The following is a 26,613-nucleotide window of genomic DNA, read 5'->3' on the forward strand; positions in this document are numbered from 1 at the left end:
ACAGGAGCGAGAACCTTGACCTCCGAAGGAAACCCCGGGCGCGGCTACCAGGTCGCGCCGCAAGACCTCGCGTTGCAGGTCACGGCGCTGTCCGGGATCGGCGAACGGACCAACGGCCTGGTGACGTCCGCCGGCGAGCTGGCCGGGCGGATGCCGATGCTCGGCACCGCGCCGCCCGCGTTGCACCTGGCGAATCGGCTGCGCGAGGCAGCCGGCGACTCCGGGCTCACAGGTGAGATCAGCGCCGCCGACACCGAGCTGAACAGCTTCCACACCGCGCTGCAGGCGACCGTAACCGGATACCTCCAAACCGACGACGACAGCGCACAGGCGCTGCGGGACACGGGCGGTGCCGCGAGATGACGGCCGCGACCACGCGCACCCCACGGCGCAGGGCCCCCGAAGGAATCCACTTCGGACAGATCGAGCTCGACCTGATCGCTACCCACGTCGGCGTGCCCTTCCCGTTCCCGCTCCGCGTGCCGTCGTTCGGGCGGATCGCCGGTGAGCGCGAGGTGCTGTTCGCTGCGGCGGGGCAGACCCTCCAGGCCCGCGGTCTCGCCGACGAGGATGGACCGGCCGGCGCCGCGGCCGAGTTGGCCACGGCGCTGCGCGAGCACCGGAGCACGGTCGACCTCGTGCTGGTGGACAGCGACGGGGCGACCGCCATCGTCGCGATGGTCTACCGATCCTGGGCGCTGATCTGCGAGCAACCGCTGGACGACGACCCGGCCAGCCCGGTTCGAATCCGCCGAGTGGTGGCGAACGCGCTGACCGACTCACTGCTCGCGATGGTGCCCGACGTGGCGGCGGCCAGGTCGATGCCGATCTCGCTGCCCGAACGCGCGATCAGCGCCGCGGCGGACCTGATCAGCAACGCGGCGGATGACGCGGCGAAGGAAAGGCTGCTGCGCGAGCTCATCCGCGACTGCGGCGGTGATCCCGACGCGCTCGACCACCTCGCCGGCCTGCTCCCGTCGCTGGCCGGTCGGGGCCAGCTCGGCGCGACGCGCCGGGACGGCTACGGCAGCGTTCGGGCCGGCACCGAACTGTCCTGGCTGGACGGTCCGCGCGGGCGGGTTCAGGTCAACCCCGCCCGCAACGGCTGGATGAGCATCAACCCGTTGCGAGGGGACGACCTCCGGTTCGCGCTGGAGGACCTGGCCGGAATCGCACGCAGGCCGCGGTAGCGCGAACCGTTTCGGACGAGTCGGAGGAAAACACCGTGGATTCAGCAGCACAGTGGCTGGCCAGCTACGACCAGAAGCTCGCGCGGGCGGCGGCCAACGCCAAGGCCGCGAGCGAAACCCTGAGCCGGATGAGCGGCACCGCTACTTCCCCACGCGGCGAAGTAGCGGTGCAGGTCGGCCCCAGCGGAGCACTGGAGGACATCCGGCTTACACCGGCGGCCCGCGCGATGGAGGTCGAGCAACTAGCGAAGCTCATCCTGGCCACCGCGCAGGAAGCGCAGCGCTCGGTCGGCTCCCAGGTCGTCGAGATCATGACCGATTACGTCGGCGACGGCCCCGCGCTTGACTTCGTCAAGCAGAACATGCCGCCCGCCGCCGGGGTCGACGCAACCTCAGGTGTGCGTCCGACCGACAACGACGAGGACTACTTCGCGAACCCGCGGGTGATCGTCTGATGAGCGCACCCAACAACTTCCAGGTCGATCCGGCCCAGATCCGGGAGCACGCCAACACGGTCTCCGGCATCGCCGGCGGGCTGTCCTCCGCCGCCGGAGGCTTGCCCGGCGAACCGGCCGAAAACGCGCTCGGTACGTTCGTCCAGTTCCTCACGGCCGGGCTGGGCATCGCCATGACTCAGGCCACGGATGCCATCGCGCTGGCAGCGTCGGCTGTGGACGATGTGAGCGCAGCGCTCGTGCGGACCGCCGAGGACTACCAGCGCGCTGATGAGCACAACGCCGCTGTGCTGCTCGGGAAGGACGCGCGATGAGCACAGTTGCGACGAACCAGCCGGATCTGGGGCAGTCGAGCATGTCCCAGGTCGTCGACGCCCTGAAGTCGACTACGCAGGCGGTGCAGGGCAAGGCCTGGCTCTCCGGTGACTTCGGCGGTGCGAGCCCGGGGCTGCAGATCATCGCCTCGGTACCCGATCCGCTGTCGGCGCTTTCCGCGGCCGGTTTTGGCTTCATCACGGAAGCCGTGTCGTTCCTGGCGGAACCGCTGCAGCAGCTGGCCGGTGACCCGAGTTCGGTCTCGTCGGGAGCCCAGGGCTTCCAGACAGCCGGACGGGCCGTTTCCTCGATCTCCGACTCGTACCGGGAATCGGCCGGCTCGCAGACCAGCGGATGGTCGGGTGCTGCGGCTTCGGAGTACCTGAAGACCGGAGCGGAGCTGGTGGACGGGATCAACGGGCTCGGCCAAGCGAGCGTCGCGTTGGCCGAAGCGGCGGCCAACGCGGGCGAGGCGGTCGCGAAGACGCTCCAAGAGGTCACGACCCTGGTCGAGGAGGCGACCGCGAAGATCATCATGATCATCAACCAGTCCCTCGCCGCGGCCCAGGCGACCTTCGGCGCAAGCATCGCGGCCGCGATCCCGCAGGCCGTGCAGGTCGCCGTCGAATACGCCGGGCGGATCCTCGGGCACATGCAAAACCTGTTGTCCAGCAGCCGGAACCTGATGACGCACGTCAACTCGACGGCGCGCGCCGTGGCGAAGCTGACCAACAAGATCTCGCAGATCAGCCAGCGCTGCCAGGCGAGCACCGAAACGTCCGGGAAGCCGACGTCCGTGGCTGGATCGGTCGGGAGCCCGGGCCAGCCGTCGAGCGTTTCCGGCGTGGCGCAGACCCAGGCGCTGCCCGACTCGGGGACACCCCAGGCATCCTTCACCGCAGCGGCCCAAGCGTCGTACGCGCGGGGCGCGTCCCCGATGCCGCATCTGCCGTCGTCGCAGGCCCATGCACCGTCGCAGGTGCCCCAGGCAGGATCGACAGTACCCGGCCCGGCGCCGGCCCAGGCGTCCTACGGTTCCCAGTCCCAAATGCCCTTCGGTGCGGCCCCGTTCTTGCCGCCCCGCACGGCACAGTCCCAGGAGAGGGACAGTTCCGACCGACCGGGCGCCCGCGATCAGCGTGATTTCGAGGCAGGGAGCTCCAGCGAAAAGCGTTGACCTCGGTTTCGCGGGCCTCATGGTGGTTCCGATCGGCGCGTTCGGTTGTCCAGTCGGCGTCATATTCGGCTACGGTGCCCGCTGGCCCGCAGAATCCGCGCGAACCCGGCTCGGCCCGCGGCGCGGCGAATAGCGGGAGTCCGTGCGGGCTGGTTCAGAGTTCGATCGGGTCGCGGACCCACCGCGACGGAACTCGGCCACGACGCGATGGCGGTGACTCACGAGCGCGCTGCAGGCCGCAGTGCCACAACTGCAACTGGAGGGCGACGCCCACCTGAATTCCGCTGGAAAAGGGGTCCCAGTCAACTTCGGCAACTTCGGTGTCGGGTTCAGCGGCGATGATGCGTCCCTGGGCACGTGGGGCCGACGGAGCCGCACCGTGTTTCCAACCTCGAGCGGCAGGTCAGAGCTGAACACCCGGTGCTCCCTTGCAAGTCGGTCGGTTGAGGTCGTCGGCGATCATCGCCAGCACCTTGTCGATCGCCCCCGAAACCTGGCCCGCAGCCGCGGGCCAGGCAGTTGGCGTCGTAATCCGTGTCCGCTTGATCGCACACCTCGACAGCTGGGGGATGCCGGTGGAGGTGGGTGATGGCACGGCAGCCGGCGCTGTTCGTTCGCAAGTTAAATGCGGCGGAGTCGCAGCGACGGGTCACGGCTGCGAACTGAGCTCCAGCCGGATCCCTGAGTTGGTGCTGGGTGCCGAGCCGTCAGGCGACGTTTCGCGCGTAGCGTGTGCCGCTGTCACGCAGCTGTCCTGGAGGTTGATGATGCAATCGACGGTCCACTCGTTCCACGCGCCCGAGGGCCTCACGCTCGGGGTCGAGCACTTCGGCGATGCTGCGGCGCCCCTCGTGCTGCTCGCGGGCGGCACGACCATGCTCTCCTGGCCCGACGCGCTCTGCGAGGCGCTCGCTCGCGGCGGACGTCACGTCGTGCGCTACGACCTGCGCGACTCCGGCGCGTCGACGACCGTCGAGCCCGAGGCGCCGGCATACACGCTGCGCGACCTCGCCGCCGACGCCGCCGCACTCGCCCGCGGACTCGACGAGCGGCCGGCGCACCTAGCGGGCATCGGCGTCGGCGGGATGGTCACTCAGGTCGCCGCGCTCGACCACCCCGACGCGTTCTCGGCACTCACCCTCGCCGGGACGCGGCCCGTCGCACCGGGCCCAGTCGACGATGACCTGCCCGACCACGACACGGCAACGATGGACCAGCGGTTCGCGCTTGCGATGCCCGACTGGTCCGACCGCGCTGCCGTGGCGGAGTTCGCCGCCGCAGGCGCGGAGATCCTCGGCGACGATCCCGCCGCGGCACGCGCGACCGCCGAGCGCATCTTCGACCGCACGCCGGGCACGGAGCCAGCCGTCCAGATGGCCAACCAGATGGGCATGGTGTTCTCCAAGCTCGACTGCAAGCCGCGCTGGCGCCAGCGCCTGCCCGAGCTTGCGATACCGGCACTCGTGGTGCACGGTCGTCGCGACATGTTCTTCCCGGTCGGCAACGGCGAGGCGCTCGCGCGCGAGATCCCTGGCGCACGGCTGCTCGTGCTCGAACAGGCCGCGACCGCGATCCCCGACGCGGCAGCCGATGAGGTCGCCGCGGCGATGCTCGCGCTGTAGGCGGTCATTGATCAGGGCTTGGTCCCCGGCTCCTAGACCGCCGAGACCGGACGTTGCGTCGGCGATCTGCGGTCGAGCACCGCAGTGCCTGGTCGCGGACTGACGAACCCTTCATCGCCGGTCCCGGGAACCACCCCGGGGACCGGCACTTCTCGTGCGCGTCAGGTGGGGACGCCCGCCGGATCCGGCCGAACCTCTCCGGCCTCGACCCCCGGCGGTGTCAGCAGGAAGACCTTGGGGGCCACCCGGTCGATGGTGCCTCCCCGTCCGATGACCATGCCCGATGCGAAGTCGACGAGCCGCACCGCCTCCGCCTTCGACAAGCTCGTCAGGTCCATCACCACGGGCACGCCTTGGCGGAAGTAATCACCGACGTGGTAAACGTCGTTGTAGTTCTGCGGGTGCAGCGTCTTGACCACGCCTCCAGTCTCGTCCGAAGCCGGGCAATGTCAACAGCAACGCCCCCTGCTCCGGGCATTCACCGGTTTCCGATGCGCATTCCAGCGCAAATCACCCCGACCGCAAAGGCACCGACCGCCCTTCGGCGATCGCCTCTTCCCCGCGAGATGTCCATTGTGCACCTCTCTGCTACCGAAACCCACCGAAAAGATCAACATTCGCCCGGCAGGAGGCGTCTACACGTGGTGGCTCATCACGGGCGCCGTCGAAGTCCGTCGGTGCGTACGAATGCACGGGGTCGGCCTGGCAGATCAGTCCGGTTGGGCGGCTTGGATCACCGCTTCAACCGCGTGGGTTACCCGTTCGGCCGCTTGGTCCGGGTTCGGTTGGCCCGCGTCCAGCCAGGCGATGACCGCCTCGAGGGCGACCGCCGGCACCAGTAGTGCCGCCCAGTTGCGCCATGGGCCGTCCGGGATCGCCTCGGCGAGGTGGCGGTCGGCGATTTCGGTGGATGCGGTCCTGATCGTGTCGACGGCTTCTCGGAACTCCGGCTCCCGGGCGGCGTGGCGGAACAGCAGCCGGAAGCCGTCGGGGTCGTCGGCAGCGGCTCGCAGCAGCGCCGGGATGGTGGTGTAGTCGAAGTCGTTGGCCCCGACCGAGTCGTCGAGCCGGGCGCGGGCGCGGGCGAGCACCGCCCGGTAGAGGTCGGTCTTCGAGTCGAAGTGCCGGTAGAGGAGCACGCGGGTGATGCCGGCTTCGGCCGCCACGTCGTCGAGACTGGTGGCGGTGTAGCCACCACGGGCGAAGGCGCGCGTGGCCGCGGCGAGGATCTGCTCGCGCCGTTCGGCGCGCGGCAGGCGCCGCACCTGCTCCGGGGCTTTCGCCGCCACACCGGCCTCTTCCTGACCCTCGGTTACCATCGCACTCCAGCCACTTGTTTACTCCGGAGTATACACCTACTCTTGTTTATATAAGAGTAAACAATCATATGTCCACCGCGCGGAGGTAGCCGTGAGCGCGCGGATCCAGCCCTTCGACAGCGCCATCGCTGGAGATCACGCCGCTGCTGCGCGAACTCAGGTCCACCGGCACGATCCACGAGATCTGCACCGCAGTGGGGCATGGGCGTGGATGGTCACCGGTTACGCAGAGGTGCGGCGGCTGTTGGGGGACGAACGGCTCGGCCGTTCCCACCCCGGTCCGGAGAACGCGTCGCACACCGGGAAATCGGCGCTGTACGGCGGCCCGATGGGCGACTCCGACACCGCGCAGGCCGAGCACGCCCGGATGCGGTCGCTACTCCAGCCGCACTTCTCCCCCAGGCTCATGCGTGCGCTGCGGTCACGCGTCAAGGCGTTGACCGTGGCGCTGCTCGACGAACCCGTCTTGGTCGGTGGCGCCGCGGGAGAGATCCTGCGAGCACCTCGCGGAGACGGCGGTGGATTCCCCGCCACGCCCGCACCGGCGTGGACATCGGTAGCACCACCGTCCACAAAGGAGATTGGTCCTGCTGCGCGACGCCGCGGCCCACCACGACGAAGCCGCATTCGCCGAGCCGGAGCGCTTCGACATCACCAGTGCCGATTCGAGCCACCTGACCTTCGGACACAGCCCGCGCTACTGCGTCGGTGCGTCGCTGTCCCGCATCGAACTGCAGGCCATGTTCTCCCAACTGGTTCCGCGGTTTCCGACGATGCGCCTGGCCGGGGTGGCAGCGCGCCGCGACACGCTCACCGGCGGGCTGACCGAGCTCCGCTCCCGGTGGCGTGGTGAGTCAGCGCGTCATTACCATCCGTACCCGGCGAGCGGCCACCGCGGCGTCGCCGTCACTTCGTTCCCGCTGCCGGACTGGCCGGCGGAATCATTGGTGCTCTTGTCCCGGCTGCTGCTACTACTACTGCTGCTGTCGCTGGCTTTCCCATCGCTGTTGGACGTGTGGTTTCCGGTGTCGCCCGAGTGGCGCACCGCTACCAGACTCGCCGTGCCGCTCGCGGCGGCGGATCCGGCGTCGACAACTCCGAGTGCGAGGGGCAGCGCCAACGCGAGACCGGCCAGTGCGCGTACCGCTGTCCGCATTTAGATGTCCTCCTGGCGTCGTGCGCGCAGATGTGCTCCCTGTTCGGGATTCCCTTCAGCTCCGGGAAATGCGGCGCTCCAGCCGAGGGGTGGATGTCGAACGCACACGTTCGTTACCTAAGTCCCTTGTCCATTTCCGCGGATCGTGGAAAGCCACCGGCTTCCCACAACACAGAGTTTTCTCCGGCCGAGCCCACATTGCGCCAGGGAAAGACCCGGGCCCCCTCCCTGGCGATTCCCGGGGCGCGCCAACGAGGTTCGCGATTCAGCGTTGCGGCCCGGAAGTGTTCGGGAGCCGCAGGCGTTGCGGAGGAGTTGCGAATCGAGGGGGCAACGCCTCTACCATCGGTCATGGCTATTTCCGGCAGCCGTGCCGGGGCTTGGCTGCGCGGTCGGGACCGCGAGTGCGACGTGTTGGATCGCCTGTTGGCGCGAGTCCGGACTGGGCAGAGTTCCGCGTTGGTGCTCCGCGGCGAACCCGGCACTGGCAAGACGGCGTTGCTGGACTACGTGCGCGAGCGTGCATCGGGCTGCCACCTCGCCCAAGTCGTGGGTGTGGAGTCGGAGATGGAGCTCGCGTTCGCCGGTCTGCACCAGCTGTGCGCGCCGATGCTCGACCGACTGGATCGGCTCCCCGAACCGCAGCGGGACGCGCTGCGCGTCGCCTTCGGCCTGCACGAAGGCGGCGCTCCCGATCGATTCATGGTGGGTTTGGCGGTCTTGACGTTGCTCTCGGAGACGGCCGCCGAGCGGCCGCTCGTTTGCCTCGTCGACGATGCGCAGTGGCTGGACCGAGCCTCGGTGCAGGCCATGGCGTTCGGGGCGCGCCGCTTGCTGGCCGAACCCGTCGCAGTCGTTTTCGCCGTGCGCGAGCCGACCGACGACCACGATCTGCGCGGCCTGGCGGAACTCGTCATAACGGGGCTCGCCGATGCCGACGCGGCCCAGCTGCTGGCTTCGGTGATCCACGGGCGGCTGGACGAGCAGGTGCGGGACCGGATCATCGCCGAGACCCGGGGCAATCCGCTGGCCCTGCTGGAGCTGCCGCGGGCGTTCACCCCGGCCGAGCTGGCCGGCGGGTTCGGACTCCCCAGCCCCGGGCCCGTGGCCGGTTGCGTCCAGCAGTGCTTCACCCGCCGGCTCCAATCCGTTCCGGCCGACACCCGGCGGCTGCTGCTGACCGCAGCCGCGGATCCCTCCGGCGACGCCGGCCTGCTGTGGCGGGCGGTCGTGCGGCTCGGGATCGCGGCCGATGCCGCGGCTCCAGCCGAGGCCGCCGGGCTGATCGAAATCGGCGCCCAGGTGCGGTTCCGGCATCCGCTGGTGCGTTCGGCCGCCTACCGGTCGGCGCCACCGCAGGAGCGCCAGCAAGTGCACCGCGTTCTTTCGGAGGTGACCGATCCGGAGGTGGAGCCCGACCGGCGAGCGTGGCACCGTGCCCGCGCGGCCCAGGGGCCGGACGAGGTGGTGGCCGGGGAGCTGGAACGCTTAGCCGACCGGGCGCAGAATCGCGGCGGCATCGCGGCGGCAGCCGCGTTCTTGGCGAAGGCGACCGAGCTGACGCCGCAGCCGGCTCGCAGAGGCGCGCGTGCGCTGGCCGCCGCGCAGACGAAGTTGGACGCCGGTGCTCCCAATGCCTCGCTCGGGCTGTTGGCAATCGCGGAAGCGGCACCGCTCGATGAGCTCCAGCACGCGCGCGCCGACTTGCTGCGCGCCGAAATCGCGCTCGCGGTCAACCGGGGCCGCAACGCTCCGCCGCTGCTGCTGAGGGCTGCCGAACGCCTTGAACCGCTCGACGTCGCGCTGGCGCGCGAAACCTACCTCGAAGCACTTGAGGCGGCGATCTTCACGGGCCGCATCGGCGACGGCGACGATGCGCTGAGGGCTGCCGAGGCCGCCAGGCCTGCACCACCCGCACCGCAGCCGCCGCGACCGATAGACCTCATGCTGGACGGCCTGGCCGTGCGGCTCACCGAAGGTTTCGCCGCCGGCGCGCCGCAGTTGCAGCGCGCGGTGCAGGCGTTCCGCCTCAGCGATGCGCCCAGCGCGGAGGACCTGCGCTGGGGTGGGCTGGTGTGCCGCGTCGCCACGGATCTCTGCGACGACGAGGCGTGGCACGAGCTCGCCACGCGCGGACTCAGCCGCGCTCGCGACACCGGCGCGCTCACCGCGCTCGCTACCGCGCTCAGCTACTGCGCGGGCGCGCACGTGCATGCCGGCCAGCTCGACGTGGCGTCGGAGATGCTCGATGAGGCTGACGCGATCGCCCAGGCAGCCGGCAATGCGCCCCACCGCTACGCAGCGATGACGCTCACTGCGACCCGCGGCCGCGAAGGCCCGGCATTGGAGCTGATCGAGACCAGCGCGCGGGACGCGGACACCAGGGGTGAAGGCCGGGCGATCACCATGGCCGATTACGCGACCGCGCTGTTGTACAACGGCCTCGGCGACTACCAGACGGCCTTGGCCGCAGCCGAACGGGCCTGCCGGCGCGACCAGCTGAGCGTCTACTGGTGGGCGCTGGCCGAGCTGATCGAGGCGGGCGTCCGGAGCGGGCACCGCGACGTCGCCGCCGACGCGCTCCAGCGGCTTCGGGAGCGAACGGGCGCGTGCGGCACGGATTGGGCTTTCGGGATCGAGGCTCGTTCACGCGCGTTGCTCAGCGCCGGTGAGCAAGCCCAGGGACTGTACCGGGAGGCCACGGAATGGCTCGCACGCAGCCGTGCCACCGTACATCGTGCACGCGCCCATCTCCTGCATGGCGAGTGGCTGCGCAGGGAGAACCGGCGGCTGGAAGCGCGCGAACAACTCCGTTACGCCCACGACATGTTCAGCCGCGTCGGTGCCGAGGCGTTCGCCGAGCGCGCTCGCCGGGAACTCGTGGCCACCGGCGAAACCATGCATCGGGTCACACCGCAGACGTTGGTGGTGCTGACCGCGCAGGAGGCTCAGATCGCCCGGCTGGCCCGCGACGGCCACACGAACCCGGAGATCGGCGCCCAGTTGTTCCTCAGCCCCCGCACGGTCGAATGGCACCTGCGCAAGGTGTTCACCAAGCTCGCCATCGGTTCGCGCCGGGAACTCCGCCGAGCTCTGCCGAATGCGGCTCTGGTCGACTCATCCGGCTAGCTAATCCGCTCCGGCTCCGCCCGACGCCCCCGGAGGCGCCCGAGTGTGTCCAATTAGGACGAAAATGGATCAGCCGACGTAGACGTCGAGCTGCATCCCCAATTGGCGGTGGTTACCGACCGGGCACCAGAAATCGTATACGCCGGGACGCAATGACACTCTGAGATCCGCCGCTTGGCCCGCTTGGACGACGGGAGTGCGTGCGTTCGTGACTCCTGGCCCACTGATCTGCAGCGCGTGCGGAGCCCGCCCGTCGTTGACGGCCCGGAACGTGTATTGCCCCGGAGGCAGGAAGGCCGGCTGCAAGAGCCGGAAATCGACCATCTTGACGACCACCAGGCGCAGCCCGCCGCCGCCCGCGTGCGCCGTCGGCGCCGGTGATGCCGCAGCCGACGCCCCGGTGCAGACGGCCGCGACCAACACGACCACGCCGAGCAGCACGCCCAGCAATGCTCGCCTCGCTCCGCTGGGTTTCCTGCCGGGAGACCTGTTCTCGTTCACTTTGATCAGCATTGCCGACCCCCCACGATAAATTCGGCACCGGGCCGGAAAAAAAGCGATAGCATCGAGAAAACCATTACCAACCCGGTTCCTGACGCTGCAAGCGCGTCCAGGATAATTCCGTGGCCCTTCCGGTTGGTGTCGTATGTTCCAGATGTGGCTGGAGGAACCGCCGTTGCGGGTCTTTCAGGTGGAAGTGGGGCCCACAGGTCGCCCCCAGCGGCGATCGCACGGCAAATCTAGGTATGGAAGTCGGTAGTTCTTACGCCGTTTTCCGCGGCGACTTCGCGCATGGTGGATCAATCGTCCCCGATTCCCCGACGCTCGAGGTCGACATGCCCCTATTCAGCGACCGCCAACAACCCGACAACGCTGCCCGCCCGCCACGCCCGGCATCTGGCGCGAGAACGAGGTCAGTCCCCGAAGGCCCTCGCGTGCTCGGTGATCCATGTAGCGACCTGGGAGCGGGAGGTGGCGCCGAGCTTGGCGAATATGTGTTCCACGTGGCTTTCCGCCGTGCGCAGCGCGATCACCAGCTCGGCCGCGATCTCCTTGTTGGTCATGCCCCGCGCGATGAGTTCGGCGACCTGCGATTCCCGACGGGTGAGCAGCGCGGGCCCGCCGGCAATCGCGGGTCGCGCGGTGAACCGGGGCTCCTCCGCGAGTGCGAGGGTGGCGGCTTCGTCCAAGGTGAGCGCGGTCCCTTCTTGGAAAAGCGCCTGGTAGGCATGCTCGCCGAGGTTGGCTCGCAGCTGTTGAACGCATTCCTCGTGGCCAGCCGCGAGATGCGTGTAGGTGTGCAGCGAGACGCCGAGGGATCGGCGCAGGGCTTGCTGGGCGCCGAACAGCCGGGCCGCGCGCCGGTGGTCGCCGCCGCTGGCGGCAGCGAGGGCGAGCACGTCGAGGTTCAGCACGATGCCCATCCGATCGTCCAGGTCCCGGTTGAGGCGGAGGCTCTCCCCTTCCAGCTCAGCGGCCCGCTCGGCGTCGCCCTGCCGCCACATCTCGATGCCCAACGCGGTCAGCGCGTAGGACTTGTGCCAGATGTCGCCGGCCGCGTCGCACACCGCGATGCATTCCTCCGCGAGCGCACCGGCTTGGTTGGATTCGCCCAGCCGGGAACGGACCATGGCGGTGCGGATCAGTGCCGTGGCAATGCCGTGCTGGTTGCCGCTGGCGCGATGGCGGCGCAACGCCTCGTCGTAGCGCTCCAGCGCCGTCGCGGCGTCGTCGGACAAACTGGCCACCATACCGGTGTAGAGGGCTATGTATCCGAGTGCGGGCTCGGCGCCGATTCGGATCGCCAGCGTCCGGGCTTCCGCGAGCATCGATCTCGCCGTGGTGAGGTCGGATTGGATCAGCGCCAGCCAGCCGTTCACCCACAGGGCATCGACCCTGGCCATGGTGGGCTCGGTGACCAGCGCGAGGAACTCGTCCAACCAGCCGCGCCCCTCGTTGAGGTAGTAGCTGCCGACCCAGTGGTACATCAAGTCCGCTGCGAGGCGCAGGCCGTCCGACACCGCGCCGGGATCCGCGGCGCACCGTTCCAGCGCGGCGCGGAGGTCGGCGTGGTCGAGCCGCAGTCGAGCGAACCACTCCACCTGGTTCGGACCGAACCTCTCCACTGCGGTACGCGCCCCGACGCGCTGGTAGTACTGCCGGTGGCGCAGCGCGATTGCCGGCTCCGCACCGCTGTCGGCCAACCGCTCCCGCCCGTACGCGCGGATGGTATCGATCTGCCGGTACCTGGAGATGTTCCCGTGCAGTTCCCGGCGCACGATGGACTTGTCGATCAGACCGGCGACAGCGTCCACCACGTCCTCGGCAGGCAGGTCTTCGTCCCGGCAAACGGCTTGTGCCGCCTCCAGGTCGAAGGTGCCGGCGAACACCGACGTCCGGACCCACACCTGGCGCTCCGCGGGTGTGCACAGCTCGTGGCTCCAGTCGATCAGCGCCCGCAGGGTTTGGTGCCGGGGTTCCCCGCCTGCGGACGCGACGTCGAGCAGGTGGTACGGGTCGTCGAGTCGCGCGAGGATCTCCTCGGGCGAGAGGGTGCGCGTCCGGGCGGCGGCCAGTTCGATGGCGAGCGGAAGACCATCCAAGCGACGGCAGATGCCCTCCACCGCCGCGCGGTTCCGGTCGTCGAGCCGGAAATCGGCCCGGACCGCCTTGGCCCGCTCGACGAACAGCGCGACGCCTTCGGACAACGGAGGGACGTCCATGAGCGCCTCCCCCGCGATGTTCAGCCGCTGCCGGCTCGTCGCGAGGATGCGCAGCTTCGGTGCCTCCCTGAGCAGTGCGTTCGCCATCCCAGCGCACTCCTGGGACATGGATTCGCAATTGTCCAGCACCAGCAGCGCACGCCTGTCCCGGAAATGCTCGGCGAGCACGACGAGCGGATTGCGCCGCGAGGAATCGCGGATCTCCACCGCCTCGGCCACGGTCCGGGCCAGCAGCTGCGGGCCCGACATCTTCGTGAGGTCGACCAGCCACACCCCGTCCGGGAAGGCCCGGGGCAGGCTGGCGGCGACCCGGAGGGCCAGCCTCGTCTTGCCGACACCACCTACGCCGATGAGCGTCACGAGCCGCGAGCGGGTCAGCATCGACTTTGCTTCGGACAGTTCACGACTGCGCCCGACGAAGCTGGTCGTGTCAACGGGAATGTTTCCCACCGCAGTTCGCGACACGTTCGCCCCCCATCGGCGAAGACCACTTCGAGCCGCGCAGCAAGCTTTGACGGGGTTGCGCGTGCGTTTCCGGCAGCGTATGCCACCGACTTCGCGGACACCACGCGGCGAGCACCGGTTGACAATTCCCGTGCCACGGCCGGACGTCGGCAGAACCTCTCCACGGGGGCATGATGCGAACTTTCGAATGCGAGTCGACCAGTTCGTCCTCACAGTGGCAGCTGCTGCTGGATCGTGCCGCGTCCCCGATGGCCTTGCTCGACCCGTGCGGGCGGTTCGTGCACGCCAACGACGCGCTCTGCTCGGTGCTCGGGTACGGGCGGGACAGCCTGCTCAACCGCCCGCTCGCCGACTTCACGGTCGGAGACGTTCGAGGCAGCGGAACGGTGGCAGATCGGCGCTTCATGCGGTCCGACGCGACCACCTTGTGGATGCGCCAAAGCACATCGTCGATCCTCGATACGGATGGCGAGCCGAGTTTGCTGGTTTCGCAGTTCCACGAGATCGCAGACCGTCCGGAAACCAACGTCCTCTGGTGCCGGGTGTTCGCCAACGCCCCCATCGGGATGGCGCTGCTGGACCTCGACGGCCGTTGGACCGATGTCAACGAAGCGTGGTGCGACCTGCTCGGGTACAGCAGGCAGGAGATGCTGGGGATGCGCTACTCCGACGTCACCTACGCCCAGGACCAGGAGAGCGGTTCTGTGGCGCTGGCAGACCTGGTCGAAGGCAAGCGGACCACCGTGAGCCTGAAGAAGCGCTACCGGCACAAGGATGGCCACCCGATCTGGGTGCTGGTCCGGACCAGCGTGGTCACCGGTCCCGACGAACACCCGGCGTACCTGGTCAGCCAGTGCGAGGAGCTCAGCGAACGCTGCGTCACCGACGCCCACCTCGCCCACCTCGCGCTGCACGACCCGCTGACCGGACTGGCCAACCGGGCCCTGCTCGCCGACCGCCTGGCGCACGCCCTCGCAGAACTGGAACGGGACGGCGGCGTGGTCGCCGTGCTCGTCGCGGACCTCGACGAGCTGAAGCCGGTCAACGACACCTACGGGCACGCCGCAGGCGACCGGCTCCTCATCACTACCGCCGACGAGCTGCTCAACGCGGCTCGCCCAGGGGACACCGTGGCCCGGATCGGCGGCGACGAATTCGCCGTCATCAGCACGCATCCGGACGTCCGGGCAGCCAAGGAGTTCCGGGACCGCGTCGCCCAGCGCCTGCGGACCGATCGCGAAACGCCCGACTACCGCCTGCGGATCCGGGCCAGCGTTGGGCTGGCCACGACCACCGATCCGGCCACCCCGCCGCAGGCGCTCCTGCACGAGGCCGACCGGGACATGTACCGGCGCAAGCACGGGATGCGCGGCACCGTGTGGGAAGCCCCCAGTTGTCCGAACTGCCACTACCGGGAGGAGCTGCGCGCCGAACCCCGAACGACGCTCGACGTCCCGCAAGCCGCTCCGCGACTTCGGTGATCAGTGCGCGAACGCCGTTCCCACGGTTCGGACGCGGTCAACCTCCGGCCGGTACAGCATCAACACCGCGGCATCACCGATCCACACCGCGAACACCACGCCGGTCACCATGGCGGCGACCATGATGAACGGCCCGGTCAGGAAGAAGGCCGTGACCCCAGCGATCAGCCCGATCAGCGCCACCACGAAGCCGAACCACCCGACCCACGGCGCGAGCAACTCGCGACGCACCATCGCGGCCCCGGTCGTCGCGGCGAACAACGCCACCAGGAGACCGATAGGACCGAGCGACAGCCGGTGCAACTCGGAGAGCACGAACACCGACGACTGGCTCGCGGTCGTCACATCCCGGCTCATCGAGGCCAGCGCGATCACCGGGAGCATGCTCAGCACCGTCGCCGTCGACAGCACGACACCCGCGGCGAACACCACCGGCGAGAATGCCTCCGTGCCGCCCTCGGCGCGCTGCAACAGGTGGCGCAGATGCCCGACGAACCACAGGAACACCACGGCCGCGAGCGTCCCGAACAGAGCCGCCAGCGACACAGTCACCCGGTTCGCGGCCACGTAGAAGAAGGTCAGGACCGGTTCTTCACCGGTCGGTGCCGACGGGTTGAGGAACAAGCTGGCCAGCAGCAACACCGCCGCCGCCAAACCGCTCGCCGCTCCTGCGCGCTCCCATGCACGTTCGTTCATCGCAGCCTCCTCGGGTCGGATACCGCAAGCCACCGGGTTACCCGCATCTCAAGGTGAAACCACCACTGAACGCACGTCCTCGCCGATTGGGAAGAACCGGCGAGGCAGTTCGGTGCGATGGCGAAGAATCACCTCGGTGGTGCCAATGGGCTCTGCCGCCCCGCGGCGCGAGTCCGCGATGCTTGGTTTCCAACGGAGCCGACGGCTCCCCGACGAACGCGGAGAATCGGCGATGGCTGCGACGAAGCACTGGATCGTCGACGTCTACTTCGACGAGGACGTCGACCACACGCACGCCGAGGCGCGGCTGCAGGCGCCGGCCGCCGGAGACATCCACGGCCGTGGATCGGCGCGGCGCAACCCGGAAGACCGGAGCGTCCCGGAAATCGGCGACGAGCTGGCCGCCGCGCGAGCCCTGTTCGACCTGGCCCGCCGACTGCTCAAGACCGCCGAGCACGACGTCGAGCAGATGACGGGCCAGCCCGCCCACCTCCACACCTGATCGGGCCGCTGGAGATGCGCGGTGTCGCGCGAAATCGGCGGTCGTGGCCCGCCCGGGGAAGGAAGTGCACGCGGCTGGCGAAACCCCACCGGTGCGCGGCGAGTCGCCGCCAGCGAAGCATCCAATGTGGACGTGAGGCCGACCACCTCGAGGGCGATGTCCGCCTGCGCGTGAAGTCGCGATCTCGAAACCGGTCAGCGGACTAAAGGGAGTCCGTCCCGGCTCATGCGCAAGAAGCCCAGCAGAATCGGTGCAGAGTTTCGCCTCGGGCTTCCTTCCCACCCCGCCTCACGAGGACGCAGTTGCCCCCGGCTCGGAGTTAGCACCGCCTTCTCCTCCAGGCAACTCACACCCCCAAGTAATCACCCATTCCGGGCATACCGCAAAGGGGCAGCGGCCCCGCGGGGCCGCTGCCGGTGGTCAGGACGTGACGGCGCACTGACCGCGATCTTCGCGCACGGGTCCCGTCGCGTTCGGCCGGACGTCGAAATCGAAGATCGCCGCCGGAACGTAGAGGGTGCAGCAGGCATTGGGGATGTCGACGATGCCGCTGATCCGCCCCTCGATGGGTGCCGATCCGAGCAGCAGGTACGCCTGCTCGCCGGTGTAGCCCCACTTCTTGAGGTATTCGATGCCGTTGAGGCAGGCGCGGCGGTAGGCCACGGTCGCGTCCATGTAGAGGTTCGTGTCCGTGTCGTGGTCCACCGAAATCCCGGAGAACGACAGGAACTCCGAGTACCGCGGCTCGACGTTGCCCGGCATGAACAACGGGTTGGTGGTGATGCCGAACTTGTTCATGCCATCCTTGATCAGGTCCACGTGCAGGTCGATGAAGCCGCCCATCTCGATCGCACCGCAGAAGGTGATCTCACCGTCGCCCTGGCTGAAGTGCAGGTCGCCCATGGACAGCTTCGCACCCTCGACGAAAACCGGGAAGAAGATCCGCGACCCGCGGGTGAGGTTCTTGATGTCCTGATTGCCTCCGTTCTCCCGGGCCGGAACCGTCCGGGCTCCTTCGCGGGCGATCCGCTGCGCCTCGCTGCCGTCGGCCTGGCCGGCCAGCGCGCCAGGCTCGGTCGGCGGCAGGGCGAGTGGAGGCACCCGGTTCGGGTCGGTGTCGATGAGCGCCTGCTCCCGCCGGTTCCACTTGCCCAGCAGATCGGCCGACGGAGCCGTACCGATCAGGCCGGGGTGGGTGATGCCGGTGTAGCGGATCCCCGGCAAGTGCCGTGAAGTGCACTGCTGACCGTGGAAGTCCCAGATCGCCTTGTAGGCGTCCGGGAAGTAGTCGGTCAGGAAGCCGCCGCCGTTGCCCTTCGCGAACACGCCGGTATAACCCCAGCCCTGCCCCGGGGCCTCGCCGACCTCCTGCGGCACCGGACCCAACTCCAGGACGTCGACGACCAGGAGGTCACCGGGTTCGGCGCCTTCGACACCGATGGGGCCGCTGAGCATGTGCGTAAGGTTCAGGTTGACGTCCCGGACGTCGTTGGCGGAGTCGTTGTTGCCGAGTTGCGCGTCGGTCCACTCCCGGCATTCGACGCGGAACTCCTGGCCGGGACGGACCATGGCGGCCACCGGGACGTCCGGGTGCCACCGGTTGTGCCCTGGCACGGCTTGCTCCCGCATCGATTTCGACTGGTCGACGCTGAAAATCACTTCTGGCATGGAAATCCTCCTCACTGATGTGCCGTCCTGTGCGGTGCGGACATCGTCCGGATGCCCGACCGCAGGCCCCGGACCGACCACACGCCGGTGGTGAACAACCACAGCGCGACGAATACGACGACGCCGAATACCAGCAGAACCAGCGCGATGACGTTCGGGTTCTGCCAGTGGCCGGTAAGGATCAGAAACGACGGGATCGCGCCGGTGACCCAGCCTTCGATCGCGGCAACCCAGCCGGTGAATCGAGTGAGCCGTTCGAACTTGAGGCCCAGCAGCAGGAAGAACAGCAGCCACAGAAATGACCAGTACAACCAGATCACGCCGAACGGGCTGTCCCCGAGCAAGTGGAAATTCGCGTACGAGTAGCCGAGCGCCATGATCGCGACGAACAGCGAGAACCAGCCGACGCCGCTGCTGTCCAAGTCTCCGAGCAGCCCGATTCCGACGTAGAGGTAGGTGAAGCCGAACAGGTAGATGCCCGATGCGCTGAGGATGGTGACAGGGTCCGCGAGGTGCGTGCCGATCAAAATCGTCGGCGTGATCACCTGGAGCCCGCCGACGAAGAGGTTGAACACGGCGATCGCCTTCGGATCCGCCTTGCCCAAGAGCATGACGCCGTTGAGGAACAGCACGGCGCCGACGTAGAGCAATCCCACATATGCCACCGGTGACACCTCCGCTGGTGCCGGGAGTCAGGGGCGAGGGAGCCGGGACAGCACCGGGTGCGGCGCAGGCCGCGGACGCCCCGGCGGCACCTCGGTGACCACCTCCGGTTCCGCGCCGCTTCGTTCCTCGCGCTCGAGCGCGGCAGCCAGCCGCCTGGGCACGGTGGTGAGATGCGGCGCGGAGAAAACCCTGCGGGCGGGTCGTCTGCATCCGGGGCAGTCATGCGGATCCGATGCGGTTCCGATCGGCTGATGCGTCTCGAAGCGACCGCACCGAGGACAGTCGTACTCGTAAGTCGCCATGATTAGGCCGGCCCTTCCCCGTGGGACCAACTCTTTCTCGCCCTTTGGCCGCCTACGGCGGCGGGTCACCGACGCAACTCGGCGCCCACAATCGAGGAGACTCCGGGTGCCGTGCGCTGTCAAGCGCGGGGACGGCACACCGATAAGCAGCTCCGTCCGCCGGGTGGTCGGCTTCCGCGTGACACGGCGCACCATTGACTCTGAGTACGAACCTTGTCGATAATTTCCACCCACAAGTGTGAACACCCCGTCGGAGCAGTCACAACGCGCAGGCGGCACCCGACACGATCAGAAATGGGTGGCTGCCGATGCGTCCCCAACATGCCCCTCTCGGTCACGTGATCCTGACCGCCTGGATGTGCCCTGGCTGCGACGTCGCGGGGCGAACCGCGCCCGACAACGAACCGGAATGCTGGAACTGCGGCGGCCCGGTCGTGGTCACTGCCCGGCCAGCGGTGCCCGCAGCCGGACGCCGTTTCGCCACCGGTTCACTGGCCAGCCCGTGAGCCGCACGTCCTGACCGCTTTCCGCGGCGGGGCACGGCATACATACCCGCGCGCTCCGGCACCCGGACGATCGTTGGCTGGGACAGGACGCGAAATCGGTTTACCCGCTGTCGACATTCGACCGACTGCACAACGTGACCGGTAACTACGAAACGCACTCGGGGCGAAAGACCCGTTTTGCGCGCTGTCGTCGAGTCCTACCGTGGATGATGTCTCAAACAACACGGCGAACCCTACGACACGCCGACGCCTGGATCAGGGGCGGAACCGATCGAGGCCTCCGCCCCGTGCCATCTCGGCATTCCAAGAAAGCCGGCCGACCAGGGCTTCGCCATCGATTAACGGGGGACCACAATGAAGATCAGCACAATCTTCAGCAACCGTCACGGCTGGGGCTGGGGTCACGGCTGGGGCTGGGGCTGGGGTTGGCATCACGGCTGGGGCTGGGGCGGCTGGGGCCACTGGGGCCGTCGCTGGTGATCAAGCCCTAACTCCCGGAAGGCCCTATCCCTTCCGGCAACCAGAACCAACCCAAAGCAGTCCTGCTGTTCGCGGTAGCTCTCGTCTTCACAGGCGGGAGCTACCGCCTTGCTGTGGACACGGCTACCCGACCGCGACCGTCCACAAGAGACGATCGTGTGCGAGGAGCAAGGCAATTCCTGAGACGTTAACCCGAAGACAAGACTGCAGCCCCGAACCGCACAAGATCAGCAGCAAAGCCTGCCAAACATCCGGCACCACATCGGCAAGTCCGGCTAGCGCGCGGTTCCCAATGGGCCGCGGCACGTCCTGAGCCCACCCGAAGCCGACCTCCGAATCCCCGCTGTCCACCGGCTCGTTCGCGTTCTTACCAAATTCGCCTGCCTTCGAAATGGCAGGCGCTCCCAAGTGGTTCCTCCTCGATGTTCCGAAGTTCGATTGGCCCAAGCCATGCGCGCTATGCTCAACATCCGGGACATCGTCGTGCTCCCGGAGCACCACGCGCACGAGGACAGAAACTCGGCAAGTACGTCGCATTCTGCACCTCGACCGGCCCATCACTCCCATCGCTTATGCGCAGCTGGATCGTGCAGCGCGGCGGATACCGGGACGCGGTTTTTCGCGGCGCACTGCGGATCACGCGCATCGCACTGCCGGTTGGAGATCTCCCCGCTTCCGGCTTGCCACAGCGGACGCCGGGGACGCGAGAGACCCGAGGAGAACACAGGACAGGACGCTCAGTGCTCGACGGTGCTTGCTGCGCACGGACATGTTCGACCTTCCCAACTGCGTTGAATTGCAGTCATCTTGGCCTCGCGCCGGATCCCCGCGGACCCGGCGGACCCGGCGGACCGAGTCGCACGGGCGCCAAGGGAAACCCCCGCAAGGGGGAATCTCCACGAAGGGCAGAAGCGCAAATGCATACTAACTAGACACCGCACAGGATGAAAGTGCATGTCCTGGCTACCAATTCTCAATTCTTGTCTCGTTGTCATACCCGATCGGATATTGCCGGGGACCGGGTGGCTCGATACGTTGGAATGATCTGCGAGTAGACAACGTTGTCAACGGGGAGGTCTCTTGCCACGCCCAAACGACGTCCCGATCAATCGTCGGCGCGCGCTCCTGGCAGGTGCAGGTGCCGCGATCGGAGCAGCCGCGATTCCGACGTTTTCCGGTGAAGCCATCGCCGCTCGGGCAAACGCCGCGCCATTTCCGCTGGGGCCGTTCGAGAAAAGCCCGCAGAATCCGATCCTGCGGCCGGATCCCGCCCACGAATGGGAATCCGCCTACCTCTACAACCCTTGCGCGATTGTCGTCGAGGACCAGGTCGCGCTGCTCTACCGGGCGCAGAACGCGGCGAAGACATCTTGCATAGGTCTGGCGTTCAGCGACGACGGCGTGACCTTCCGCCGCCATCCCGAACCTGTGCTCATACCCACCGAGCCCTGGGAGATCCCGGGCGGCTGCGAGGATCCGCGAGTTGCGCGGATCGACGGCACGTACTACCTGACCTACACCGCCTACGACGGCCGGCGGGCGCTGCTCTGCATGGCCACCTCCACCGACCTGGTGCACTGGGCGAAACATCCCCCGCTGTTCCCGAACCTGCCCGATCCCGGCCACGGGCCGGGGCCCTGGAACAAGGCCGGCGCGATCACCCCGGTGCCGATCCAGGGCTGGTACTGGATGTACTTCGGCGAGTCGAACATCTTCTGGGCGCGGTCGAGGAATCTGCTCGACTGGGAAACGCCGGGCAACGACGATCCCGTTGCCACACCGGTGTTCCCGTGGGAGAAATCGCTCATCGAGCCCGGCCCGCCACCGCTGCTGACCGACGACGGCCGCCTGCTGCTGATCTACAACGGCCGGGCCGACGGCAGCGGCGGCTACCAGGAAGGGCAGTACTCCGGCGGGCAGCTGCTCATCGACCCGCAGAACCCGACCAAGGCCCTCGCACGCCTCGAACGCCCCTTCATCTTCCCCACCGCCGACGACGAGCAGAACGGCCAGGTCAACCACGTCGTGTTCAGCGAGGGCCTGGTCCGGTTCCAGGACCACTGGTTCCTGTACTACGGCATGGCCGACTCGGTGCTCGGCGTGGCCACAGCGCCGGCGTGATACCCCGGTCCCTCTCGAAGAGGAGAATGATGAAGGAATCGAGAAGGCGAATTCATCTGAGTTCGACGAGAAAATTCAAGTTCACCCAGCTGCTCGCAATTTCGGTTGTGGCGGCCGCCCTGCCGCCGGCTGCCGCAGCCGCACCTACCGGAACCGCGGCGATGATCGGCGAGGCGCGGTACGTCAACCCGTTCGTCGGCACCAAGCCGGGCGGGCCGGACTTCGGCCATGGCGGCGGCGCGGGCAACACCTTCCCCGGCGCGGTGGCTCCGTTCGGAATGTTGCAGTGGAGCCCGGACACGGAAACCTACCAGCACGGCGGATATTTCCACGACGACAACCGAATCCGCGGCTTCAGCCTCACCCACATTTCTGGCGCGGGCTGCGGCGACTTCGGCAACATCCCGTTCATGCCCGTCCTCGACGATCGCCCGGTGGATAACTATACCTTCTCCCACAGCAACGAATCCGCCGCACCCGGAACCTACGGGGTCACCTTCGACAACGGCCTGAAAGCGCAATTGGCCGCCACCCAACGCTCCGGAATCGCCCGCTTCACCTACCCGCAGGGGCAGCAAGCCGCGCTGTCGATCGACGCGGCCAAGGCGTTCAACAACGCGACCGGTTCGCTGACCATCGGCACCAACGCCATCAGCGGGTACAGCGAGAGCGGCGGGTTCTGCGGGGCGGGGAACCGGTACAAGGTCTACTTCCACGCCAGCTTCGACCGCGATTTCACCAGCACCGGAGTCGTCGAGTCCGGCGAGGTCAACCACAACCGCACCCAGATCTCCGGCGCGTCAGCGGGCATCGCCTCGCAGCCGACCAAGCACGCCAGCCCGTCGGCCGCCCATCCCCAGGCGGGCGAAGGAGCGAAGGCGTTTGTGAAGTTCGACACCAGCACCGATTCCTCGGTCGTCGCCCGGGTCGGAATCTCATTCGTCAGCGCGGAGAACGCCAAGACGAACGCGGAAGCCGAGCAGGCCGCGAAGAGTTTCGACGAGATCCGCGACGGCACCCGCGCCGCATGGAACGGGATGCTCGGCCGCATCGACGTCGGCGGTGGCAACGATGAGGACCGCCGCCGCCTCTACACCGGCCTCTACCACTCGCTGCTGCACCCGAACGTCTTCAGCGACATCAACGGCCAGTACACCGGGTTCGACGGGCAAGTGCACGCGCCGACCGAAGGCCATACCCAGTACGCCAACTTCTCCGGCTGGGACGTCTACCGCTCCCAGATCCCGCTCGTCGCACTGATCGCACCCGACATCGCCTCCGACATCGCGCAGTCCGCGCTCAACCAGTCCGTTCAGGGCGGGTACTTCGACCGCTGGACGGTGGCCAACGGCGGCACCGGTGTCATGGTCGGAGACCCGCTGCCGATCATCATCGCCAGCTCCTACGCCTTCGGCGCGACCGACTTCGACGCAGCCGGGGCGCTCGATAGGATGGTCGACGGCGCCGGGAACCACAGCGAACGCGCGGGCTACAACCAGTACAACTCGCTCGGTTACGTGCCCCCGGGCGTGAACGGCGTGTGGGGATCGGCGTCCACCACGCTTGAGTACACCAGCGCGGACTTCGCCGTGGCGCAGCTGGCCGGCCGCATCGGAGCCGCGGACGTGCACGACACGTTCATGACCCGCGCGCAGAACTGGAAGAACCTCTTCAACCCCGGCAACGAGTACCTCCAACCGCGCAACGCCGACGGCTCCTGGCCATCGTTCGACCCCGTGCAGCACGACGAGTACGTCGAAGGCAACGGCGCACAGTACACCTGGATGGTCCCCTACAACCACCGGGCGCTGTTCGACCTGATGGGCGGCGATGAGCAGGTCACCGCGCGGCTGGACGCCTTCTTCACCCAGCTCAACGGAGGTCCCGACGAGCCCACCGCCTATCTCGGCAACGAGCCCACGCTGAACACCCCGTGGGCGTATGCATACACCGGGCAACCGCACAAGACACAGGACGTCGTCCGCCGCGCGCTCGTGGAGTTGTTCAAATCGACGCCGGACGGCGAAGTCGGCAACGACGACCTCGGCCAGATGTCGTCCTGGGCGGTCTGGGCCTCGATCGGCATGTACCCGCAGGCTCCGGGGCGGGCCGAGTTGGTGCTCGCCAGCCCGCTGTTCCCCTCGGTGGTCATCGACCGGGGCAACGGCACGAAGATCACGATCAACGCGCCAGGTGCCACCGAGAACACCAAGTACGTGCACGGCCTGAAAGCAAACAGGGCCGAAAGCACGAAACCGTGGCTCGGCGAGGACTTCGTCGCGACGGGCGGCACGCTGGACTTCGCCCTCGGCGATGAGCCCGACACCACCTGGGGAAGCTCCCCGGCGGACGCGCCGCCGTCCTACGACGAGCCGCCCTCGGCAGGGCCGTGCGACTTTGGGAGTGCAACGGCACCAAGGCTCAGCAGTGGGAACCCCCGCCAGACAGCACGTGGCGCAATCCCGGCTCCGGCGGCTATCTCGAGGTCACCGGCGGTGACGACGCCGACGGTATGCGGCTGCGGGTCTGGGACTGCGCGGCTGAGCCCAGCTAGATCTTTCACCTGCCGACCCGATCCTCCTGGTGGATCGTCCTGACCGATGTGGACCCGCGTCGGTCAGGACGATCTCTCGCGAGCTACGGCGGTTGTGGCGGTTCGCACAAGACGGAACCGATAGCGGTTTCGCGCCATCCATTCCTGTCCGAAGTGCGTTCCGCAACATCGGCCTGCTGGTGATCGCCACGCCCCGCTCACAGCCTGCGGTCGCCCCGCGACGCGACCGCCAAGTCGACGCCCCTGCCGGCCCCAACCACCAGCGCCGCGCCGTTCGTCACGGGGCTCACGTCCCCGCCCGGAACCAAGCTGGCCGTGGGGGTGACCGAGCAGTCATCGCTTACGACGACGGCATCGACAAGGGCAGCATCGCCTTCACCGTGACCGCGATCGAGCCCGGCAACCAGGCGAGCTTCGAGCAGGTGTTCGGCGAAGAGGCCAAGGGCGCCACGCCGTACTGCATCAGGCGCAGCTTGAAGTCGGCGGCACCGATCTGGGCGGCAAGAACGGTCCGAGGATCGCCGGGCTCTTGGCTGACGGCACCACCACGGGCATATTCATCAGCGGGGCGGTGCCGAAGTGCAAGCGCCACCGATCCCCGCGGATTACGACGAGGTCGGCGCCAAGTACGAGACCTGCCAGTCGGAAGCCGCCAGCGGAGGCGAGGAGATCGTCGCAGCCAAGTACGACGGCGGCGACGACGCCCCTTCACCTGGCACATTCCCGGCATGTGACGGACCTCTTCCCAGCCCCTTCCGACTGCATGATCGTGTTGAGACATTCGCATCGGCCCCGGACAGTGGAGTCGGTGTCGAGTCGGATGGCTGCGGGGACGGGAGCCGGGATGCGGGTCACAACAGCGGGGCTTGTCGTCGGAAGCGTGCTCGCTTGCGCGCTGACCTCGTGCTCGGAACCCAAGCCGTCCGTGGCTAGCGTGACGGCTTCGGTACCGGATCGGGCCGGCCAGATCGCCCCCAGCGAGCCGCTGGTCGTCAGCGCGCACGAGGGCACGCTCACCTCGGTCGCGGTTACCACCGACGGGGGAACGGCGGTGCCCGGTTCGCTGAGCGACGGCGGCCGCAGGTGGCGCACGACGATGCCGCTGGAGTTCGGCAAGACCTACCACGTGCGGGCCCAGGCCGAGGACGTGGACCGCAAGCCCTCGGTCCCGCTGAACTCGACGTTCCGCACCGCAACACCCGTGGACACCGTCACCGTGGAGAGGACCCGGCCCACCGACGGCGACACGGTCGGGATCGCGATGCCTGTGTCGATCTACTTCAGCAAGCCGGTGACCGACCGGGCCGCCGTCGAACGTCGGCTGTCGGTCGAGCCGTCGACGCCGACCGAAGGCTCGTTCCACTGGATCAGCGACGAACAGGTCAACTGGCGCCCCAAGGACTTCTGGCAACCCGGAACCAGCGTCCGGGTGCGCGCGCGGCTTTACGGCGTGGACACCGGCGGCGGCGTCATGGGAAACGCCGACCACGAGAGCAGCTTCCTCGTCGGACGGGACCAGCGCGCGGTCGGCAACGTCGAGGACCACACCTTCACCGTCTTCCAGGACGGACAGCAGATCCGCCAGTTCCCGGCTTCCTACGGCAGGAGCGTCTACCCGACCCAATCGGGCACCCACGTCGCCTTCGAGAAGCACATCTCGACGCGGATGCGCTCGGACACCTGGGGAGGCCCGCAGAAGGGCCAACCCGGCTACTACGACGAGGTCCTGCCCAACGCGGTGCGAATCTCGAACAACGGCGAATTCGTGCACGTCAACGCCGCGACCGTCGGCCAACAAGGCGTCGCCAACGTCTCGCACGGATGCGTGAACCTGTCGCCGACTGACGGAAAGTGGTACTTCGACTTCGTGCAGATCGGCGACCCGGTGGAGATCGTCGGTTCCGACCGCCCGCTGACCACGGCAGACGGGGACATTCCGGACTGGACGATCCCCTACCCGGACTACGTCAAGGGCAGCGCCCTCTACCAGCCCCGCTGACCACAGCGCAGGGATCACCGTTTCCGCAGGTCCAAGGCCGTGAGTCCTTGGGTTGCTATGGCTGCCCGGCTAAACCACTAAAGGGTG

22 protein-coding genes are annotated in these 26,613 nt (G+C 68.1%); 13 read left to right on the forward strand and 9 right to left on the reverse strand.

What is annotated here, in order from left to right; genetic code table 11:
• Positions 1-15: 15 nt before the first annotated feature.
• The 6 genes from ACWDKQ_RS14240 (at position 16) to ACWDKQ_RS14265 (ending at position 4,759) form a co-directional block, all read left to right on the forward strand.
• A complete protein-coding gene (locus ACWDKQ_RS14240) occupies positions 16-363 on the forward strand; it encodes a hypothetical protein (RefSeq protein ID WP_450139183.1) in 348 nt (115 codons plus the stop codon).
• Entirely contained in the window at positions 360-1,190 is an 831-nt protein-coding gene (locus ACWDKQ_RS14245) for an ESX secretion-associated protein EspG (protein ID WP_450139184.1), read from the forward strand. Before ACWDKQ_RS14240 ends, ACWDKQ_RS14245 begins: the two co-directional genes overlap by 4 nt.
• A gap of 35 nt (positions 1,191-1,225) precedes the next feature.
• Entirely contained in the window at positions 1,226-1,645 is a 420-nt protein-coding gene (locus ACWDKQ_RS14250) for a YbaB/EbfC family nucleoid-associated protein (RefSeq protein ID WP_450139185.1), read from the forward strand.
• Entirely contained in the window at positions 1,645-1,959 is a 315-nt protein-coding gene (locus ACWDKQ_RS14255; protein ID WP_450139186.1) for a type VII secretion target, read from the forward strand. Before ACWDKQ_RS14250 ends, ACWDKQ_RS14255 begins: the two co-directional genes overlap by 1 nt.
• Entirely contained in the window at positions 1,956-3,137 is a 1,182-nt protein-coding gene (locus tag ACWDKQ_RS14260) for a hypothetical protein (protein WP_450139187.1), read from the forward strand. Before ACWDKQ_RS14255 ends, ACWDKQ_RS14260 begins: the two co-directional genes overlap by 4 nt.
• 767 nt (positions 3,138-3,904) lie before the next feature.
• Complete coding sequence (locus ACWDKQ_RS14265; protein WP_450139188.1) at positions 3,905-4,759, forward strand: alpha/beta fold hydrolase; 855 nt, start codon at positions 3,905-3,907, stop codon at positions 4,757-4,759.
• 161 nt (positions 4,760-4,920) lie between these two features.
• Here ACWDKQ_RS14265 and ACWDKQ_RS14270 read toward each other — a convergent pair whose 3' ends face one another.
• Both ACWDKQ_RS14270 and ACWDKQ_RS14275 read right to left on the reverse strand, forming a co-directional pair.
• Positions 4,921-5,178 carry a cell division protein SepF gene (locus tag ACWDKQ_RS14270; protein ID WP_450139189.1) on the reverse strand — a complete coding sequence of 86 codons (258 nt, stop codon included), beginning with the start codon at positions 5,176-5,178 and terminating at the stop codon, positions 4,921-4,923.
• A 291-nt stretch (positions 5,179-5,469) separates the two neighbouring features.
• Positions 5,470-6,078, reverse strand: a complete 609-nt coding sequence (locus ACWDKQ_RS14275; protein ID WP_450139190.1) for a TetR/AcrR family transcriptional regulator — start codon at positions 6,076-6,078, stop codon at positions 5,470-5,472.
• 581 nt (positions 6,079-6,659) lie between these two features.
• On the opposite strand from ACWDKQ_RS14275, the gene ACWDKQ_RS14280 reads away from it, so the two are divergent.
• The gene (locus ACWDKQ_RS14280; RefSeq protein WP_450139191.1) at positions 6,660-7,238 is read left to right on the forward strand and encodes a cytochrome P450; all 579 of its coding nucleotides are present in this window, start codon (positions 6,660-6,662) and stop codon (positions 7,236-7,238) included.
• A 347-nt stretch (positions 7,239-7,585) separates the two neighbouring features.
• Positions 7,586-10,363, forward strand: coding sequence for an AAA family ATPase (locus tag ACWDKQ_RS14285; RefSeq protein WP_450139192.1), 2,778 nt, complete (start codon positions 7,586-7,588; stop codon positions 10,361-10,363).
• Between the two features lie 69 nt (positions 10,364-10,432).
• Here ACWDKQ_RS14285 and ACWDKQ_RS14290 read toward each other — a convergent pair whose 3' ends face one another.
• Both ACWDKQ_RS14290 and ACWDKQ_RS14295 read right to left on the reverse strand, forming a co-directional pair.
• Entirely contained in the window at positions 10,433-10,876 is a 444-nt protein-coding gene (locus ACWDKQ_RS14290; protein ID WP_450139193.1) for a cupredoxin domain-containing protein, read from the reverse strand.
• Positions 10,877-11,277: 401 nt separating this feature from the next.
• Entirely contained in the window at positions 11,278-13,467 is a 2,190-nt protein-coding gene (locus ACWDKQ_RS14295) for an ATP-binding protein (RefSeq protein WP_450139194.1), read from the reverse strand.
• Positions 13,468-13,724: 257 nt separating this feature from the next.
• Between ACWDKQ_RS14295 and ACWDKQ_RS14300 the strand changes: the two genes are divergently transcribed.
• Positions 13,725-15,032, forward strand: coding sequence for a diguanylate cyclase domain-containing protein (locus ACWDKQ_RS14300; protein ID WP_450139195.1), 1,308 nt, complete (start codon positions 13,725-13,727; stop codon positions 15,030-15,032).
• Here ACWDKQ_RS14300 and ACWDKQ_RS14305 read toward each other — a convergent pair whose 3' ends face one another.
• Positions 15,033-15,728, reverse strand: coding sequence for a hypothetical protein (locus ACWDKQ_RS14305; RefSeq protein WP_450139196.1), 696 nt, complete (start codon positions 15,726-15,728; stop codon positions 15,033-15,035).
• Positions 15,729-15,960: 232 nt separating this feature from the next.
• Between ACWDKQ_RS14305 and ACWDKQ_RS14310 the strand changes: the two genes are divergently transcribed.
• Positions 15,961-16,230 carry a DUF1876 domain-containing protein gene (locus ACWDKQ_RS14310; protein WP_450139197.1) on the forward strand — a complete coding sequence of 90 codons (270 nt, stop codon included), beginning with the start codon at positions 15,961-15,963 and terminating at the stop codon, positions 16,228-16,230.
• Positions 16,231-16,650: 420 nt separating this feature from the next.
• Here ACWDKQ_RS14310 and fmdA read toward each other — a convergent pair whose 3' ends face one another.
• From fmdA to ACWDKQ_RS14325, 3 genes are read right to left on the reverse strand one after another with little or no spacing between them, the layout of a single operon-like run.
• Complete coding sequence (gene fmdA / locus ACWDKQ_RS14315) at positions 16,651-17,898, reverse strand: formamidase (RefSeq protein WP_450139198.1); 1,248 nt, start codon at positions 17,896-17,898, stop codon at positions 16,651-16,653.
• A gap of 11 nt (positions 17,899-17,909) precedes the next feature.
• A complete protein-coding gene (locus ACWDKQ_RS14320) occupies positions 17,910-18,563 on the reverse strand; it encodes an AmiS/UreI family transporter (RefSeq protein ID WP_450139199.1) in 654 nt (217 codons plus the stop codon).
• Between the two features lie 27 nt (positions 18,564-18,590).
• Positions 18,591-19,061: an FmdB family zinc ribbon protein gene (locus tag ACWDKQ_RS14325; RefSeq protein ID WP_450139200.1), complete on the reverse strand. Its 471-nt coding sequence runs from the start codon at positions 19,059-19,061 to the stop codon at positions 18,591-18,593.
• A gap of 1,871 nt (positions 19,062-20,932) precedes the next feature.
• Here ACWDKQ_RS14325 and ACWDKQ_RS14330 point away from each other — a divergent pair.
• Entirely contained in the window at positions 20,933-21,973 is a 1,041-nt protein-coding gene (locus ACWDKQ_RS14330; protein WP_450139201.1) for a glycoside hydrolase family 130 protein, read from the forward strand.
• Positions 21,974-22,002: 29 nt separating this feature from the next.
• A complete protein-coding gene (locus ACWDKQ_RS14335) occupies positions 22,003-24,570 on the forward strand; it encodes a GH92 family glycosyl hydrolase (RefSeq protein ID WP_450139202.1) in 2,568 nt (855 codons plus the stop codon).
• A gap of 297 nt (positions 24,571-24,867) precedes the next feature.
• Here ACWDKQ_RS14335 and ACWDKQ_RS14340 read toward each other — a convergent pair whose 3' ends face one another.
• Positions 24,868-25,119 (reverse strand): hypothetical protein, encoded by a 252-nt coding sequence (locus ACWDKQ_RS14340; RefSeq protein WP_450139203.1) that lies wholly within the window; start codon positions 25,117-25,119, stop codon positions 24,868-24,870.
• 342 nt (positions 25,120-25,461) lie between these two features.
• Here ACWDKQ_RS14340 and ACWDKQ_RS14345 point away from each other — a divergent pair, with 342 nt between their 5' ends.
• Positions 25,462-26,526: a L,D-transpeptidase gene (locus tag ACWDKQ_RS14345; RefSeq protein WP_450139204.1), complete on the forward strand. Its 1,065-nt coding sequence runs from the start codon at positions 25,462-25,464 to the stop codon at positions 26,524-26,526.
• Positions 26,527-26,613: the final 87 nt, after the last annotated feature.

Source organism: Saccharopolyspora sp. NPDC000995, assembly GCF_053599315.1.